Below are 15,919 nucleotides of genomic sequence, written 5' to 3' on the forward strand. Positions count from 1 at the left end.
GCTCTTTGTCACATTGTTAATAAGTTCGTTAGCACATGGCGTTTGATTATGATGCTTGATTTCTTACAAGGTTACATAGGCAAAGAGTACGTGGATCATAGCGCAATAAATTTAACTAGTTTAGGAGTTGATCAATATGCTTTATGTGGGTATCGACATAGCGAAATACAAACATGATATTGCCGTCATTGATAGTGAGGGAACAATTTTTGTTCGGCACCTTCAGATACAAAATACTCGGGAAGGGTTTACCCAACTCCAAGCGACTTTAACCAATCTTCAAAAATCGACTGGGGAAGATATACAACTTGCTTTAGAAGATACAGGCCATTATTGCTTTAATATCCTTCGTTTTCTTCGTACACAAGGATACCCTACTTATAGTTATAATCCATTACTCATTAAAGAATTTGCCAAACACCATTCGTTAAGAAAAACAAAAACCGACAAGAAAGACGCCATGACGATTGCTCGTAAATTACGAGCTGATATTGATAAACAACTTTTTGAAGCTCAAACAATTATGATCGAGTTAAAATACGCCACTCGTCATGCGAAACGAGTCAAAGAAAATTGTATTCGTCAAAAAGTTAGTTATACCCGTTTATTAGATATTTTATTCCCTGAATTAGCTTCGTTTCTAAGTTCGCCGACGGCGAAACATGACGCATATGTTTATGAGCTATTAAAAGAATTTCCTTCTGCTTCTAAATTGGCGACTGCTCATTTAACGAAACTAACCAATCTTATCTCTACTCATTCACGTGGCCGTTTTGGTAAAGAACACGCCATTCAATTAAAACGGCTAGCTTATGATTCCATTGGAACGATCTCTCCAGCTTTAGAATTTGAACTCCTCCAAACGATTAATGCCATCGAGTATTTTTCAGCTATGCGTAAAGCAGCTGACAATGAAATTCAAAAACTAATGAAAGAAATTGATTCTCCCTTACTTTCGATCCCTGGAATTGGAAATAATCTGGGCAGTATTTTATTAGCTGAGATTCGGGATATTCGAAACTTTAAATCTCCTAGCCAGTTGCTTGCCTATGCCGGAGCTGAACCATCAATTAGCACATCTGGGACACATCAGACAGAAACTGGTCATATGGTCAAACGTGGCTCCTCTCAGCTTCGTTGGGCGCTCCATGAAGCCGCAAGGCTTTGCGCTATTTGGTCTCCTTCTATGAGGCAATATCTTGATAAAAAACTTTCCGAAGGGAAACATTTCAATGTCGCACTTAGCCATGTCGTAAAAAAATTAGTTCGTATCATTTTTAGAGTATTAAAAACTGGAGAACCTTTTGAAGAAGATAAAATGATTGTCAATTAGCTGAATTTATTTCTAACATATTTATCAGCTTATTTGTGTTGCCTTCAATAATTATCCGCTTCGTTATTTATTTCTTTTCATTTTTCACTTGACTTAATATAGTTCGTCTTTCTTTAAGTGATAGTTTGTTAATGATTAAATAAAATTAAAGGCATAACGGGTTAGCTGCCATTTTCATTTAGGATTATTTGGGAGAACTCGGATGGAATTGATGGTTTGTTTTTCATATACGACTTTCCTTGGTTTTATAGATTCTAATCTTCCATGATAAACATTTTTTTTGGGGAGTACATAAAACCATAGGTACGTAAGGTAATCTTTAGTAAATAAGTCTAATCGTTTGCCGTCAGGTTCAATTCGATTGAATACCTGTACAATGCCATAAGGAATACCTACAGAAAGAATGGCGGTTATTTGATTGAAGCCAATCGTGATAAATAGTAAAAGGAAAACAATAAAGAAACTAAGAATCGCTATAGTAAAATCTTGTGCATAGACAATGAAAGGAAGTCTTACATTTTTGGCGATTTCTCGAATCATATATGGGGCATTAAAAGGTTCTCTATAATCTAAAACTTGTTTATCTTTCATATGACCACTCCTTATAAACCGAAGTAAGATTTTAAGTTGGAAAGAGTCTCTAATATACCGGTCGGATTTTTGATGAAAGCATAGATAATACCACCAAAAAAGAGAAGAGCAATTCCCTGAATCCATTTTGAATCCATAAATTCTTTTATAACCCGATATACAACGATGACACCGAAAATAGGTGCGACCCAGTCTTGTAGAACATAATTACTCGCTTCTTTTGCGTTAGTATCTGCGAATACGGTGATACTAGGTTGCGATAAAAGAAATAAGAAGAGAAGGAGAATGGAGATACGAGGAGAAGTAGGTCTAGTCAAAACACTGTGTTGGACATAGTGAATAAATCTTTTCATTTTTTGTTTCATTTAATGGTGCCTCCTTGAAAGTGAGTTAATTTTTCAATATAAAAGGTATTATCACGCTCTTTTACATAAAGGATCATATCTTCTTTATGGGATGATGATGTTTCCTTATCAAATAAGGAAAATGAAATAACAACTAATAGCTGCTTATCCTTGGTATAACCTTTAGATTGAATGTGCTCAATTTGATAATCACCTGTCAGTGTTTCTGGTTCTTTCATGAGATACGCCATATCTTCTAGAGAAGCGGACACATATTTTTGAAGAAAAGTTTGGGTAAAGGTATGAAGTTCTTTTTCTTGTTTAGCAGAGACTGGTGTATAAGTAGACCAATCATGGGGAGTTGGTAATCCTTTTGTGCCAGTTAATTTAGGCTCAACAGAGAAATATGGATAGGCAGTGACGGTAAAAGTGTTATTTGGTAATGCTTGAAAAGGAATATTAACAAGAATTTGCTTTTTTTGTGAAACAAAATCTGTATATTTTTCTTTTGTAGTCAATTCTTTTCCATTGTCCATTTTCTTTACTATGCGTTCTTTAACAACTGGTGAAATCAAATCATAGTGTATCCGATAAGTACCAACTTGTTGACCATCGATGACAGAAATTTGATAGAGTTCGCTAGATAATAAAGTACGCTCTAGTCCAGTATTTTTTTCTTCCATCCAATCAAAGCTAGTATATTGTTCCTGTAATTGTTTTCCTCGTTCTTCAAAAGCTTTTTGGTCACGTGGAAGTGTGATGTAGGTACGAAGAAATTGTGTGAGGAACTGTTGAGACAATCCTGAATCAATCGGAGGAGTAGGTTGAGACTGTGTTAATTGCTTTTTAATTTCTCGGGTCAAAATGGTTTGTGCTTGATTGATTTGTTGTTGGGAGTGCATAGATTTATAGAAAGCAATGGGTCCGCTTACCATCAAAAAAAGGCTAAACCCAATAAATAAACTACGAACGAATCGAATAGATAATTTTTTTGATTCTTTGATCTCTTGCGGCACAGGATCTTTTTTATTTTTTACAAAAGTCATTGGTGACATCCTTTCTTAATGTATTAAAAAAGAAAACCCCTTTACAATTGAAAGGAGTTTCTTTTGGGATAGATGAGTGCCATATACTTTGACTCGTGCAGGTTGAGAGCCAAACAAATACGTGGCTTTATAAAAATCATAGAAATAGCCTAGTGATTGTCCTGTGGAGGAAAAGCGCTCATAGCCTTCAATATATAAGCTAGTATGTTGAGAGAGTGGTCGTTCACAACAAAGCTCCCTAAGTGGTTGGAAGACAAGGTCAGTTCGTTGAAGCATTTTTTGTGCCATTAGAAAACGTTCAGCTTGTATAGCTGGAATAGTACCTTCCATACAAAAGAAACCATACTCTTTTAGGGTACATATTAATTTCGCTTGTGGTTGCATCATTAATAGGAAACCTCAATAATAATCTGATCATCAGCTTGATATAAATTGCCATCGTGACTTAAATCAAGTCCAATTCCTTTATAATCAACATGCCATTTGATGATATCTGGAACACCCGATAAATAACCACATTCTTCAATAAAATACTCAGCATAATCTTCATAGGAAAAACAGTCCGTATAGACATGTATTTCATCTATTTTTTCAAAAGCATCTAATAAATCACTAAAAAAACCATTATCAACTAATTCACCTAGATAGTTAATAGCAGGGTCATGCGTGTGTTCATCTAATCGTTCAGCGACTTCATTCATATAAGAAAATGATTCATAATTGGAAATAGTGAAGGGTGCCATGTAGTCGGAAATCAGATATTCTTGTCCATCTTTTAACGCTAATGTTTCTTCAATTTCTTCAAAGCGAATAGGCAGTTCAAACCATTTTCCATGTCGAGCATGTAAATTCTCTACAAAAATTTCAATCATAAAAAATTCCTCCTAGTTAAAATTAAAAAGGGCAATCCTATGAGACGGGCTGCCCTTTTTGATAAAAAGAGATGTTGCTATATAAAAAGATAGCTTGCAAGTAGTTGTTCAATTTCTTCTTTTGTCACACTGATACGCTCGGGGGTAGTATCGGTAGCGGCTGTTTCTTGAATAATCAGTTCGCGAAGGGAGGTAGTGATAGTTAGAATAGCTTCTTCATCAATTTCTTTCAATTTAGCTCGTTGAATACGGTCCATTAGTTCATTTTTTCCTAGTGTTTGATCAATCAGCCATATCTTTTTCAGAGTAGGCGCAAGATAATTCGATAGCCAACGTAAGGATTTTTCATAATTTGGTTTTTCACCTTTGATGGTTAAGCGTAGCTCTTGCATGCTTTCAATAACTTGCCGCCAATTTTTACTATAGCTGATACGATTACCCTCTTCATCGCAATCGTAGACTTTTAAGGATGTATCAATGAGCTCTTTGACTACCCATTCTAATGTTTCGCCGGTTGATAAAAGATATTCTACAAATAAATAAGCTTTTTCATCAGCTAAGCGCACTTCATAACGATTTTTTATACCATATTTCTCTTGTGCTTGCTCGACAGAAATTTCTTCCTTTTTTGCTAATTCATAATCTTTTTGATAAAAATTCAAATACATGGGAGATTGTCTAGAACCAAAATAAAGAGAGAGTCCTTTATTGACTGTTTTACCATTTTTTTGAACAAAACCACCACGAAAATCAAAATTTCGGAAGGTGGTATTTACGAGCCCTTGTTCATATTTTTCTTTTAATTCATATAGGTCATAGTTAGAAGAAAAAGGGGACAACTTTTCATCTAAGGCAATATCTATTCGAGTAATTTTAGTATCTACAATGAGCCCATTCTCAAATAAATTATCTTGATAAAGTCGCCAAAAGAAATGAGACCAAGACTCTTTATATTCTTCTAAGATTAATTCATATTCTCTGCAACCTTGTCCTCTAAGCTCGATCATTACACCCATATGAATATCATTGGGATTAAAGAAAACAAATATCTCGCTGAAACAGTAAGTCTCTGTGTAATGGTAGAAGCCATAATCTTTATACATAAAAGCATTACTATCCATTCGAAGAACTTTTTCAATAACTAAATCGGGAGAATTGATTTGAAAACGAACACGTAAAAAATCAATTTTTGCTTCCATAGTGAGAAGTCCACCATCTAGATGAAAGTTCTTCTTTAATTTTGCAAGTAATGTTGAACTAACAGGACGATGGTTATTCTCAATTTTTGAGACGACAGTTCGAGGGATAGATATTTTTTCAGCGAAAGTTTGTTGGGTTAACCCTAATTGTGTACGTAATTTCTTTACTTCTTTTCCGTGCATGATTTACTCCTTTAGATAATATTGTGACATGTTCAGTTGAAAAATGTGACAGGTCATGATTCCTTAGAAACTCTATGAAATCAATTGTTTCAGCCATGTTATAGGTTAAAGTATTAAAAAGTTACCCCCATGTTATATACTGGGGGTTGCTGGACAAAGGAGGGCATACGCCCTCCTTTGTCCGAACGACCACTCACAGGGAGGAGACCTCCCTGTTCCTTTGTGTCCAACCGCTGGGTGTTAGAACACCCAGCTTTCACAAGGAGACCTTGTGAATCGAACAAATCGTAGATACCAGCTTGCTTCAACTAGTGAAAATGGGTTATCATATCTGCCGGAAATTTTCGGATTTTCACCGTTCATGAGTCACGTGAAGATTTCGTTACTCTTTCTTCTCCGACACCAAAATCCTTTTGAGCTTCATCTATTTCTTTCAATGTCGGTGCTACTTCTTTAGTATCAAGCATTTTCATAGAAGGGATTTTTGCTAATTCTGTCAGAAAATCATAGCCTTTAGGAACCAATGGAGCATAAAATTCACGTGGAACCGCAGAACCATCATCTACGTAACCTCTTCCTTTGATAGGTTTGTTGATGAAGGCTTTTCCTTTATGTTCATCAGAGAAAGTCATGCGATATCCTTGCTCCTGAAGTTTCCCTACACTGATACGGCATAAAATATTATCTCGTACACCGCCGCCAAAATTATCGGCATCTGGTCGTTGTGTAGCTAAAATTAAGAAAACACCAGCTTGGCGTGCTTTTAATACTAATTCTTTTACATAGCGTAGAATTTCTTCTTGCTCCTTGTAAGATAGTAGCCCGAAAAAGGCTGCCCATTCATCGATGATGATAAAATAAGGTGGAATATTGTAATAGGCGAAGTTTTCCCCTGTTTTATATGTGGGAAGGAGCTTCATGTATACGTATCGACAATTCATTTCTTTAACAGCATCTTTTAGGCAGCGAGTAATTCGATTAGTTCCATAAAAGACATGCCCTCTGAATAAAGGGAGATCTTGTAAATCTTTTAAATCAGCTTCCTTTGGATCACAAATATCTACAGTTCCAACTTTGACTAGAGCTTGAATCAATGTAAGGAGCAAATAGGTTTTTCCTCCGCCTGTTCCTCCTGTAATTAACATATGAGGAACTTCTGCGTAATCCCAATACACACCTTCCATGAGTTTGATTTTCCCATTAGAGGCTGAACAGTCCTGTATCATGATTCGTTTACTTCTTACATCGGTCATGAAGGTATAAGTCGTTGCTCCCATCACACGTTGTTCATCGATAAAATCAGCTAAATACATTTCTTCAAAGGTTTTTGCGACTTTAATGAAACGATCGTGCCATTTCATCCCATCTGTTGGAACGGTTAGAAAAAGATACTCTTTGGTATTTTTATAATAAACTTTTGGAAAATGAATCGTTTCGATTGTTCGAGACTCTGTTTTTCTTGTCTTTTTTTCATAAAGTCCATTACTTTCTAACATCCGCGCTAACATTTGCCGCTGATAGACACGAAAAAAGAAGCCCCCTTTGGAAAAAGAGCTTCTTCTTAAGAAAAGTAATAGAATAAGTGGGACAAATAATAAGGTGATTAAAACAGTAGATGGTAAAATTAATTTAGAATAATTAATCGTATTTAATTGTTGCAGGTGTCTAATAATAGGAACTACTTTCCAATAGCCATATACTCCCGAAAAAATGATAAATGGGAACCACGAAAGCCAGATATACCGCCAATAGATAGAGCGATGATAGGGGCGAATACGGATTCCTTTATATGAGAACCAAGTACCCATTTATTAATCTTTATTCTTTGGGTTATTTGTTTTAGCATCATTTGCATTAGATGAAGGAATAGATGCTAGAGGTTGCTTTTTCAATCCTTCTGCACGGATTTTAAAAGCTTGTTCTGATTGGATAGAATCATTGTATCCAGTGTAAGAGGATAACCAAGCAAGTGCAGAAACCTCACCAAGTAGTTGAACAGGTTCATCATATTGGTAGGGACTTAAATCAAAAGATGGAGGCAAAGAAATATCGATTTGATCTTGCTTTGTTTCAGAGTATACGGTGACACGTTGTTCACGTACACTCTCAGTACGATTCCCCTCAGAGTCGTTGTCATAGAGTGTTTGACTATTTAGGAAATACAATTGCCCAAACGTTTGTTGAATGTCAAAATCCTTAATTAAATTATCTTCAAAGCGTAAACTCATTTGTCTTGTCCTCCTTCTGAAATGACTAATTCTTCTGCGAAAACTTGTAACTCTAATGTACGGCTTGCAGTTCCAATGTTGTTTCTTTTTGCTGATGGTACTAAAGTGACACCTCGAAGCTCAACGACTTTTCTTCCTTCAAAACGTGGGGAGTTTCGTGTATAAGGAACGATTATTTCAAAGTCTGGGTGGAGTACAGTAGATGCTACAAAGATACGAGAGGGTGTTCGTTTTCCATCAATAAATACCTCCCTGTCTTCTTTTACGCTTGCTTTGATAGGTGCTCCAAGTTGATTTTCCTTTAATGTGATTGCGGTAATTCGATTTGCCATAGTATACCTGCTTTCTTTTATTTACTTTATTAGTGGTTTAGTATTTCTTCTCCATACTTCTGGAGATCTGTTGGAACTTTAAATAAATTAATTGGAGGACCTCGTGCATATATGTGATTCATAATGGACTCCTAATCAGATTTTTTATCTGATTCTGCTTGTTTCTTCTTTTTATAGTGGGAGAAAGCAAGGGAGCTAATAATGATAAATCCGATGAAAACAAGGAATGCTTGTGCTTCTTCACCTGTTTGTGGCAAACTAGCAAGTAACGTTTTTCCTTTAGATGAAATTGTGGTAATAGTTTGTTTTTGGTTAGTCATTTTGCAACGAACAATTTCGCCATTCTCCTTAATTTCAAATGAAATAGGTGTTTCGTCTATAAGATAACCTTTAGGTGCATCATATTCTACAAAGGCATAACGTCCTTTTGGTAAGTTTTTAAAGATGAATACACCATCTTCATTTGTTTGACCTGAAATGAGGATAGTTCCTTGCTCGTCTGTAATGTTGATTCCTGTATTAGACAAAGTTTCACCAGTTGAAACATCTGTCTTCTTGAGTTCTACATCACCTTTAATGTATTCATTCTTTAGCGTGAATAAGAAATTTTTATTTGTTTCTTTGTGAAGGGCTTGGTTTTTTGAATCAAAAGCTGTAGTTCCATCTTTAGTTACAATAAGCTTAACTTCTTCTTTTGAAAGAACATAATTGTTAGAAGAAGGCGCTATTTCACGTTGATAGTAAGTTCCTGTGGGTAGCTTTTCCCACGAACCAATACCATTCTTATTAATAGTAGTAGTTTGGATAACTTGATGGTTTTCATTTAATAATTCGAATTGTGCTCCAGCTCCAGCCTCTGTTTTTGTATACTGTATTGTATTATTTTTATCAAAGGAAGGAATCTCGTTTAATTTTTTAAAGGAAACATCTGTTAGAAATAACTTGTTGACCAATGGTTCGTCCGCAATGCGTAATGCATTCTGTTTCATTCCGATTCTTGTAGCGTTAGCATAGACGTTTGCTTCTACTTGCGTTGCGTTATCCCCAGAATAATCCACAGGGTACTTGGTTGTGTCCAGTATATGTGCATCATCTGTTTGAAGCTCTTGCACATAGTAAGTAGAAAGAGGTAATTGTTTTAAACCGAAGTCAGCTTTGCCATCTTTTGTTTTGGCGATACCAACAAGTGCATCTTTAGGGAGTGCGATGTTATCGGATTGTTTGATTTCTTCCGCAGTAAATAAGCCAAATGTTTTTCCATTTGACGGAATACTGGTTATTATCACATGATTGTCTTTAAATCCATTAGCCATTTCTTCCTCTTTATGAACAGTAACGTGAATGGATTGCCAGTGATTGATTACATTAATTTCCGTTTGTGTGATAGGAACGTTCTGATTTTCAGACGTGATTTCAAATGGAAGCGGTGTAGCATCCAGAGTAAATCCTGCTTCGACTTTACTTTCTTTGGCGTAATATTTCCCGATATAAAGTGCCTTTGTTCTGGATTTGCCATCTTGATTGGTCGTGAGAGTGTCTACCTTTTCTCCTTTGGTGAAAAAACGAGTACCATCAATACTAACGATGTCCTCATTAGCGAAAATATCAAAGGTAGTATTTTTGATAGTCCCTTTAGGTTCGTAAACAAAGTTGTAGAGAAGACCAAAGGGTGTTTTTTCTTCTTTTAATGTAGTCGCAAAATCTCCAGTTTTTGTAATCGTTGCATAACCTTTAACTAGTTGATTTGTAAAAGTAACCTCTTTTGTTTTTCCAGCTTCAATGGTAATCTTTTGAGTTTGGGAATTCAGACTATGTTGTGCTGGAGCTGATATTTCCTTAATGGTGAGTACGGTACCATGCTCATAGGATTTGGTTAATAATTGTCCATCGGTGCCTGTTGTCACAGTCTCTATTTGATTATTTTTATTGTTTGAGACAGAATAAACGGCTCCTTGAAGGGGACGACCAGTTTCAGCACTTTTTTTGATGATTTTGCCACGCCCATCTTTTATTACCTTAATGGATAGAGCGAATGAAGAAGTATCTTTTAAAGTGAAGGTCGCTAAAGTTTGAGCGTTATCACGATAGTAAACCATGGGAGTAGATAGCTGATTGATTTTCCAGAATGCTAGTTTCCCATTTTGGCTAGTCAAGTTGGGAGTAAGTGTCAATTGATTACCTGTTTTAGTATAGGAGATATTAGCGGTATTGGCATTGATTTTGATATATTGGTTTAATACATTGTTAGCATCTACTAAAGTAACATTTTCACCAACTGTTAAATTGATTGTTTCTCCAGCAAAGCTAGGCACTTTTTTATACGAAATAACGGCATTATTAATTTTGTCTTTGATAGTAGCATAGGAAGAAATATTTGTTTGTATATTTTTAGCACCGATTTTTTCCCAAATCATAAGTTGCGCTGTTGCATATGTGTATTTATCTGTTCCGATAGTGGAATAAAGCGCACCAATGTAGTTTACATCATTCAAAACGGAGTCTGAGAACGGGAATTTAGTAGATTCATTGTAATTCCCATCTAACATAGTTCTCATTGGGTCAATACAAAAGGCGGTAGCATTATCTACTTTGTACTCAACGATATAAGAAGATATATCCCATCCTTGGAAGTTATGAGAGTAGGTGATATCCGTATATTTATTATCAGAAGTTGCATTTGCACGTGCAGACTTAAATGGAATGATAATAGTTTTTCCTGCATCGTTTTGAATAGAAATTTGCAACTTAGGATCGTCTGCAGCTTGTGTTTCAAATAAGGATTGCCCTAATTTTTTGATTTGTGTATCAGTTAATCCAGTAATACTATAGGGATTTGCACGTGCAAGTAGCTGCGTCACTGTCCATTCTTCTTTAGGACTATCATTGGCTTTTGCGTTTTTAGTGGGGATTGTCTCTGCTGGTGACTCTTTGTAGAAACGTTCGGAAATAGTAGGAATGTTTTTGGATTGTGTGGAGCTATCCTCTTGGGATTCTTGCGTGACGAATGCAATGGATGGAAGAGCTGTTTGTTCTTGAGCGAAGACAGATATAGGTGCACAAATAGTTTGGATGGTAATTGCCATCAACATAAAAATCTGTACTAGTTTATTTTTCATTAGATTATTTCCCTTCTATTATATAGTTAAGATATCTTCTACAAAGTAGAATTCCTCAACCGCCTTAATTATGAGCCTTTATATTGGTTATGGAGTACTACTTGTGAGTTGTAGTTGTGTGCATCTTTATTAAAAGTTGGTTGTGGAATCCGTACATATTTTCTATAGGCAATGCGTTTCTCCCAAATGAGCTCTTTTTCTTTAGGGTAGGCACGATGTTGATATATAGGATAAGCAGCTAAAATATTTTTGGCTTGAGGATTCAATGGATAGATATAACGAAACATCCGACCATTTATTTTTTCAATTCCTTTATAGTTGCAAAATTCATGTGTAAGCCAATTTCTTTTTTGTACACCGTCCCATTTAGCATTTTCTTCTAAAAGAATTCTTGCACTTCGCGGATGAATCTTCTCGAAGGTTTGCTTATCACGATAGACGCTAGTTTTGAAAAAACCTCCGTAATAAAAGTTAGATGCTTGATAAACATAGCCGCATTTCCCTTCAATTCCATCAGCCAATGTATATAAAAATAAGCATTCAGTATTGGATTGAAGCCACTTTCTCAAAAGAGAGAGAGCCATGCTTCCAAAATAATGGGTTTCATTCATTTCAGGCAAGAAACACATTTTCCCGATTTCTAGATAATCAGTAGTTTTTAATGAATGTTGAGGGAACAGTTTATGAATGGTTTGAAGTGGTTGAGTTCCCCAACCTAGTTCTACAACTCCTAAGAGTCTTTTTTTGGCATAAATACCTAAGAAGTATCGACACAGACGAGGCATTATTTTTGAATAGTGATAGGTACGGATAAATTCACAAGCTAATTCTTTTTCCACAGGCTTAATCTGTAGTTCGGATTTTATTATAAGAATCATCCCTCTTTCTTGTTGAAACGCAAAAAAAGGTGTTACTGTTTTAGTAACACCTGAATAGAAGTATTCATTCTTCTATCAGTCTTTTTTGGTGTTAATTGGTGTCAATTTAATCCGTGGTAGTCCATTTTCATCCTTTTAAGTCCATAGCGCATAGAGCTAAACCCTTGATATATAAGGATTATTGAGGATGAAGAAATATTGAAATACCCTAAGTCGTTGCTCAAAACGTTAATTGTTGGAGTCGTTGCGAATTTGTTCGCTTACGAATTCAATATGGGACGGAGTTTTCGCAAGAAACTGAGTACCATTCAATTACAATGTTTAAGACACTTTCCAAATTTTGGAAGGTGTCTTTTTTATGCATCCCATCCATCAAATTATATTACGATTAGTATTTTTATCTGTGTCATTAAGTGGATGTTCAAGCAAATTTGGGAAAGAAAAGTCTTCTGTAGCTTCTAGTAGTTCAAGTACTGTTAAAATTACTAAATCAAGTAGTTCACAAACTCAAGAGAGCACGCATTCTAATACTTCTAGCTCGATAACGAAACAGAGTGTTAATCAAGATAATAATAACAGAATCGATGATTCAACCCAATCGACTTCAGAGCAGAATGTAGTAAATGAGGCACAATTACAGCCGACTTCGGAGCAGGATGAAACAAATACAGATTGGAAAAATAAATTTGAAAATACATTATATGAAAATTATAAAGTAACCGTTAAAGAGTACGTTGACTATGGAAATGGTTATTTCGGAGTTTTTGTAAACGAAGTTGATACAGGGGACAATGCTTATGTAACCGTTAATTCAGCAACAGGCAATTTTCATGGGTAAGCATGAGCATATCTAAAAAATGAATATTTTTTGTTAGAGACTTTTTAGGCTATTCAATTACCTAGAAGTCTTTTTTATATAACTACGATTACCTAAATTTTGTTTTTGACAGGTTTTTAAGGGGTACTTCTCTGTTTCCATCATTTATCTAGATTTCACGTGAGTGTGATATGACTCAAAGATTTTATGTCCACTCGCTTTTTTCTGGCACGGATTCAAAACAATCGTTTTGACATCTAAGCAATACTGGTCTCTTTGGAAAATAGAAATAGTGTGAGTATCACATAATCCGTGAAACTTTTTAAGTTAAGGTATCTACTGAGACCGATTACTACAAAAAAGGCTACCAAATAAATCATTAATAAAAATACGTCTATTCAAGCTGATAAACTAAGTTTAAAGATAGCGAGGTGATTAAATGCTTAAGTTTGCAACTAAGAAAGCTGCTAAGACAGGTTGTGTCTCTGTAGGTCCGTTGTTCTGCGTATCAGTGGGTAACTACATCAAAGAGATCAAAAAAACTGTTTAATGCAGTTTCTACCCAACTAGCTCTGAGGTTGGAAGCTAGTTGATGACCTCCATGAGCTGATCACCAATAGCATAGTAAAAAATGGCTTCGGGAACATTTACCTGTTGTTGGTGAAAGCGAATGGACTAAAGTGAGGAAGAAGAGATGAATAAGAAAGTTTTCTATGATTCGATTATCAGTATGGGCTTTACAATAGTTACAAGTGTAGTACTTGTGACGTTAGTTCTTTTTTCTCGAATTGTGTTGAAAATTGATAATGTTTTATTGACATTGACCGTTCCCACAATTGTCAGCTTAGTTATTGTTCCTTATGTGATCTCAAAGATTTCAGGAACAGTGACCATGTCTTTCAAACTGGATGACCGTAACAAGATTATTTTGATGATTTTCTTTTTTTCACTATTTGCATTCGTCTATGTTGGATCAGAAAACATTAACTTACCAACAAATCAGAAAATTATCATAATCATTCATTTTTTAATGATTGCATTTGCCGAAGAATTTTTCTATCGATACTTTATTTTTAATATTATTAGTCAAAATGCTAGATGTGTTCACACTGTAATCATAACCTCATTAATATTCGCTTTTGTAGGGCATATAAGTGAGCCCTTTTTAGATAATTTACTATACAGACTACCGCTGGGTATATTATTTTCAGTGATTCGAGTTTGGAGTAAATCAATTTCCGTTCCAACTGTGATTCATGCTATATATAATTTATTAATCATTATTTGAAGGAGTTGATCAAAGTGAAAAGTAAAAAAACGTATGCTATTGTCATTGCTGCATTATTATTGGTTGTAGATTTGAGCTATGTGTTGTTATCTATACAAGCACAAAATTTCTTCTCTATGCTGCTATTATTAGTTCTGATACCATGTGTACTCTTTGCAGTAGCGACTTCTGGAGTATCTTCGATGTTATTCCAACAAGCAAAGCGAGTTTTTGTAGCGGCTGTATCTGGCGCTTTGTTTGGAGTTTTACTATCATTTCTCACATCTTATATTATGAAGGGACACAACTTAGCAAGTTTAAGTGCAAATACACAAAGAATAGCTGGCGCCAATGAAAATCTTGATATCTCTAATATTTCAGTAAATATTGGATTTGGCTCTATTTTGATGATTGGCTTTTTTACATTTATTCTTATTTATCTCATGGATCGTTTTGTTTTTAAGAACAAGGAGGTAGAACATGCGTTTTAATGATGATGTAAGAGTTACACAGTTTAATGATACAGATTTATTGTATCAGCTAAGTAATGGTGTGGTTTTGGGCTTAGCGAAAGGGACGGTCGATTTGATTAGCTCTTTATCCTTAAAGGAAGACTTCAACACAACAGAGCTCATAGAAGTATATGAGCAGTTGCAAGAAGCGGATTTTTTTGAAACAGGAGATACTGATGTAAAAAAAGTAAGTAATTCTCAGGTAGTAACTGCATACTTACATCTGACGAACAAATGTAATTTGCATTGTGTGGGTTGCTATTCTTTTGATGACAAACGTAATGTTGCACCAGATATGACCACTGATGAAATTTATTTAGCTCTTGATCAATTGGAAGAAGTGGGGATTACCAATTTAGTCTTTTCGGGTGGGGAACCTCTACTAAGAAACGATATTGTTGCTATTGCTAAATATGCGAAAGAGAAATGTTCTATCTCAAATATTGTGATGATTACTAATGGAACAGTATTCAATGAAGCGAAGATACTCGAGATATCAAATTTCATCGATAGTGTTTCAGTTTCTCTTGATACTTATTCAGCAGAATGTCCCTCATTTATTAGAGATGAAGGCATATTTAGTAGGATTATGAGGACCGTTGATTTCTTTAAAACTACCAAAGTAAAAGTCACTATTTTACCTACGCTACATCATGGAAATATGTCTGATATTCATAAATACATTGAGCTTTCAGATAAAACAGGAGTTGAAATTAGTTTTAGCCTTCTATCTGGCTGTGCAGAGGGAGAGCTTAAAGACTATTTACCGACAGAATTGGATATTCAATCATTGAGTAGATATGTCCTTGCTGGAGCAGTCTCGCTTGATGATACACAGATCGGCAGTAATTGCTTAACCGCACAGGATTATTGTGGTGCGGGCGAATCACTAATTGCAATTGGAACAGAGGGAAATCTATATCCATGCCACATGCTTATGGATGATCAATTAAGCTTAGGAAATATTCGCGATGGACGCATCTCGGAGTATTTAAGTAGAAAAAGTGAAAGAAACGCTTTTCTAGGCAATATTTCAGTAGATTCTATTGAAGGAGGCTGCCAGCAATGCGAAGCTAGATATTTATGCGGAGGTGGTTGCCGGGCGCGTGCCTCATATGCTAGTGATGTTAGAGACAGAGACCCATATTGTTCTTTGTTTAAGGACTATTATATGTCCGTCCTAGAGATGATAACTTAAGGT

At 35.4% G+C, this 15,919-nt stretch carries 16 protein-coding genes; 5 read left to right on the forward strand and 11 right to left on the reverse strand.

From position 1 onward, the window contains the following. The first annotated feature begins 136 nt into the window (after positions 1-136). Complete coding sequence (locus BCR25_RS14375) at positions 137-1,333, forward strand: IS110 family RNA-guided transposase (protein ID WP_069664288.1); 1,197 nt, start codon at positions 137-139, stop codon at positions 1,331-1,333. A gap of 174 nt (positions 1,334-1,507) precedes the next feature. Here BCR25_RS14375 and BCR25_RS14380 read toward each other — a convergent pair whose 3' ends face one another. The 11 genes from BCR25_RS14380 to BCR25_RS14430 all read right to left on the reverse strand — a co-directional run bounded on the left by BCR25_RS14380 (position 1,508) and on the right by BCR25_RS14430 (position 12,113). Next, on the reverse strand, positions 1,508-1,924 hold the full coding sequence (locus BCR25_RS14380; protein WP_069664289.1) for a TcpE family conjugal transfer membrane protein: 417 nt from the start codon (positions 1,922-1,924) through the stop codon (positions 1,508-1,510). An 11-nt stretch (positions 1,925-1,935) separates the two neighbouring features. Continuing rightward, complete coding sequence (locus BCR25_RS20755; protein WP_245792225.1) at positions 1,936-2,289, reverse strand: TcpD family membrane protein; 354 nt, start codon at positions 2,287-2,289, stop codon at positions 1,936-1,938. Then, positions 2,286-3,314 carry a conjugal transfer protein gene (locus tag BCR25_RS14390; protein ID WP_069664290.1) on the reverse strand — a complete coding sequence of 343 codons (1,029 nt, stop codon included), beginning with the start codon at positions 3,312-3,314 and terminating at the stop codon, positions 2,286-2,288. Before BCR25_RS14390 ends, BCR25_RS20755 begins: the two co-directional genes overlap by 4 nt. A 15-nt stretch (positions 3,315-3,329) precedes the next feature. Then, a complete protein-coding gene (locus tag BCR25_RS14395; protein WP_245792227.1) occupies positions 3,330-3,701 on the reverse strand; it encodes a hypothetical protein in 372 nt (123 codons plus the stop codon). Then, positions 3,701-4,186, reverse strand: a complete 486-nt coding sequence (locus BCR25_RS14400; protein WP_069664291.1) for an antirestriction protein ArdA — start codon at positions 4,184-4,186, stop codon at positions 3,701-3,703. The genes BCR25_RS14395 and BCR25_RS14400 overlap by 1 nt, the downstream gene beginning before the upstream one ends. A 77-nt stretch (positions 4,187-4,263) precedes the next feature. Then, entirely contained in the window at positions 4,264-5,568 is a 1,305-nt protein-coding gene (locus BCR25_RS14405; RefSeq protein WP_069664292.1) for an XRE family transcriptional regulator, read from the reverse strand. Between the two features lie 359 nt (positions 5,569-5,927). Next, entirely contained in the window at positions 5,928-7,376 is a 1,449-nt protein-coding gene (locus BCR25_RS14410; protein ID WP_069664293.1) for an FtsK/SpoIIIE domain-containing protein, read from the reverse strand. A 3-nt stretch (positions 7,377-7,379) separates the two neighbouring features. Further along, entirely contained in the window at positions 7,380-7,796 is a 417-nt protein-coding gene (locus BCR25_RS14415; RefSeq protein WP_069664294.1) for a DUF961 family protein, read from the reverse strand. Next, a complete protein-coding gene (locus BCR25_RS14420; protein ID WP_069664295.1) occupies positions 7,793-8,128 on the reverse strand; it encodes a hypothetical protein in 336 nt (111 codons plus the stop codon). The genes BCR25_RS14415 and BCR25_RS14420 overlap by 4 nt, the downstream gene beginning before the upstream one ends. Before the next feature lie 131 nt (positions 8,129-8,259). After that, complete coding sequence (locus BCR25_RS14425; protein ID WP_069664296.1) at positions 8,260-11,244, reverse strand: LPXTG cell wall anchor domain-containing protein; 2,985 nt, start codon at positions 11,242-11,244, stop codon at positions 8,260-8,262. Positions 11,245-11,312: 68 nt separating this feature from the next. Next, positions 11,313-12,113, reverse strand: coding sequence for a Mom family adenine methylcarbamoylation protein (locus tag BCR25_RS14430; RefSeq protein WP_169819029.1), 801 nt, complete (start codon positions 12,111-12,113; stop codon positions 11,313-11,315). A gap of 367 nt (positions 12,114-12,480) precedes the next feature. On the opposite strand from BCR25_RS14430, the gene BCR25_RS14435 reads away from it, so the two are divergent. From BCR25_RS14435 to BCR25_RS14450, 4 genes are all read left to right on the forward strand, one after another. Beyond that, a complete protein-coding gene (locus BCR25_RS14435) occupies positions 12,481-12,960 on the forward strand; it encodes a hypothetical protein (protein ID WP_083242704.1) in 480 nt (159 codons plus the stop codon). A 673-nt stretch (positions 12,961-13,633) separates the two neighbouring features. Further along, a complete protein-coding gene (locus BCR25_RS14440; protein WP_069664298.1) occupies positions 13,634-14,227 on the forward strand; it encodes a CPBP family intramembrane glutamic endopeptidase in 594 nt (197 codons plus the stop codon). A gap of 14 nt (positions 14,228-14,241) precedes the next feature. Next, positions 14,242-14,697, forward strand: a complete 456-nt coding sequence (locus tag BCR25_RS14445; RefSeq protein ID WP_069664299.1) for a hypothetical protein — start codon at positions 14,242-14,244, stop codon at positions 14,695-14,697. Beyond that, positions 14,687-15,916 carry a radical SAM/SPASM domain-containing protein gene (locus tag BCR25_RS14450; RefSeq protein ID WP_069664300.1) on the forward strand — a complete coding sequence of 410 codons (1,230 nt, stop codon included), beginning with the start codon at positions 14,687-14,689 and terminating at the stop codon, positions 15,914-15,916. Before BCR25_RS14445 ends, BCR25_RS14450 begins: the two co-directional genes overlap by 11 nt. Positions 15,917-15,919 lie beyond the last annotated feature (3 nt).

The organism is Enterococcus termitis, assembly GCF_001730305.1.
Lineage (GTDB): Bacteria > Bacillota > Bacilli > Lactobacillales > Enterococcaceae > Enterococcus_L > Enterococcus_L termitis.

Coding starts and splice junctions, on each gene's coding strand:
- BCR25_RS14375 (WP_069664288.1), top strand. CDS start 137: ATGCTTTATGTGGGTATCGACATAGCGAAATACAAACATGATATTGCC.
- BCR25_RS14380 (WP_069664289.1), bottom strand. CDS start 1,924: ATGAAAGATAAACAAGTTTTAGATTATAGAGAACCTTTTAATGCCCCA.
- BCR25_RS20755 (WP_245792225.1), bottom strand. CDS start 2,289: ATGAAACAAAAAATGAAAAGATTTATTCACTATGTCCAACACAGTGTT.
- BCR25_RS14390 (WP_069664290.1), bottom strand. CDS start 3,314: ATGACTTTTGTAAAAAATAAAAAAGATCCTGTGCCGCAAGAGATCAAA.
- BCR25_RS14395 (WP_245792227.1), bottom strand. CDS start 3,701: ATGATGCAACCACAAGCGAAATTAATATGTACCCTAAAAGAGTATGGT.
- BCR25_RS14400 (WP_069664291.1), bottom strand. CDS start 4,186: ATGATTGAAATTTTTGTAGAGAATTTACATGCTCGACATGGAAAATGG.
- BCR25_RS14405 (WP_069664292.1), bottom strand. CDS start 5,568: ATGCACGGAAAAGAAGTAAAGAAATTACGTACACAATTAGGGTTAACC.
- BCR25_RS14410 (WP_069664293.1), bottom strand. CDS start 7,376: ATGGGTACTTGGTTCTCATATAAAGGAATCCGTATTCGCCCCTATCAT.
- BCR25_RS14415 (WP_069664294.1), bottom strand. CDS start 7,796: ATGAGTTTACGCTTTGAAGATAATTTAATTAAGGATTTTGACATTCAA.
- BCR25_RS14420 (WP_069664295.1), bottom strand. CDS start 8,128: ATGGCAAATCGAATTACCGCAATCACATTAAAGGAAAATCAACTTGGA.
- BCR25_RS14425 (WP_069664296.1), bottom strand. CDS start 11,244: ATGAAAAATAAACTAGTACAGATTTTTATGTTGATGGCAATTACCATC.
- BCR25_RS14435 (WP_083242704.1), top strand. CDS start 12,481: ATGCATCCCATCCATCAAATTATATTACGATTAGTATTTTTATCTGTG.
- BCR25_RS14440 (WP_069664298.1), top strand. CDS start 13,634: ATGAATAAGAAAGTTTTCTATGATTCGATTATCAGTATGGGCTTTACA.
- BCR25_RS14450 (WP_069664300.1), top strand. CDS start 14,687: ATGCGTTTTAATGATGATGTAAGAGTTACACAGTTTAATGATACAGAT.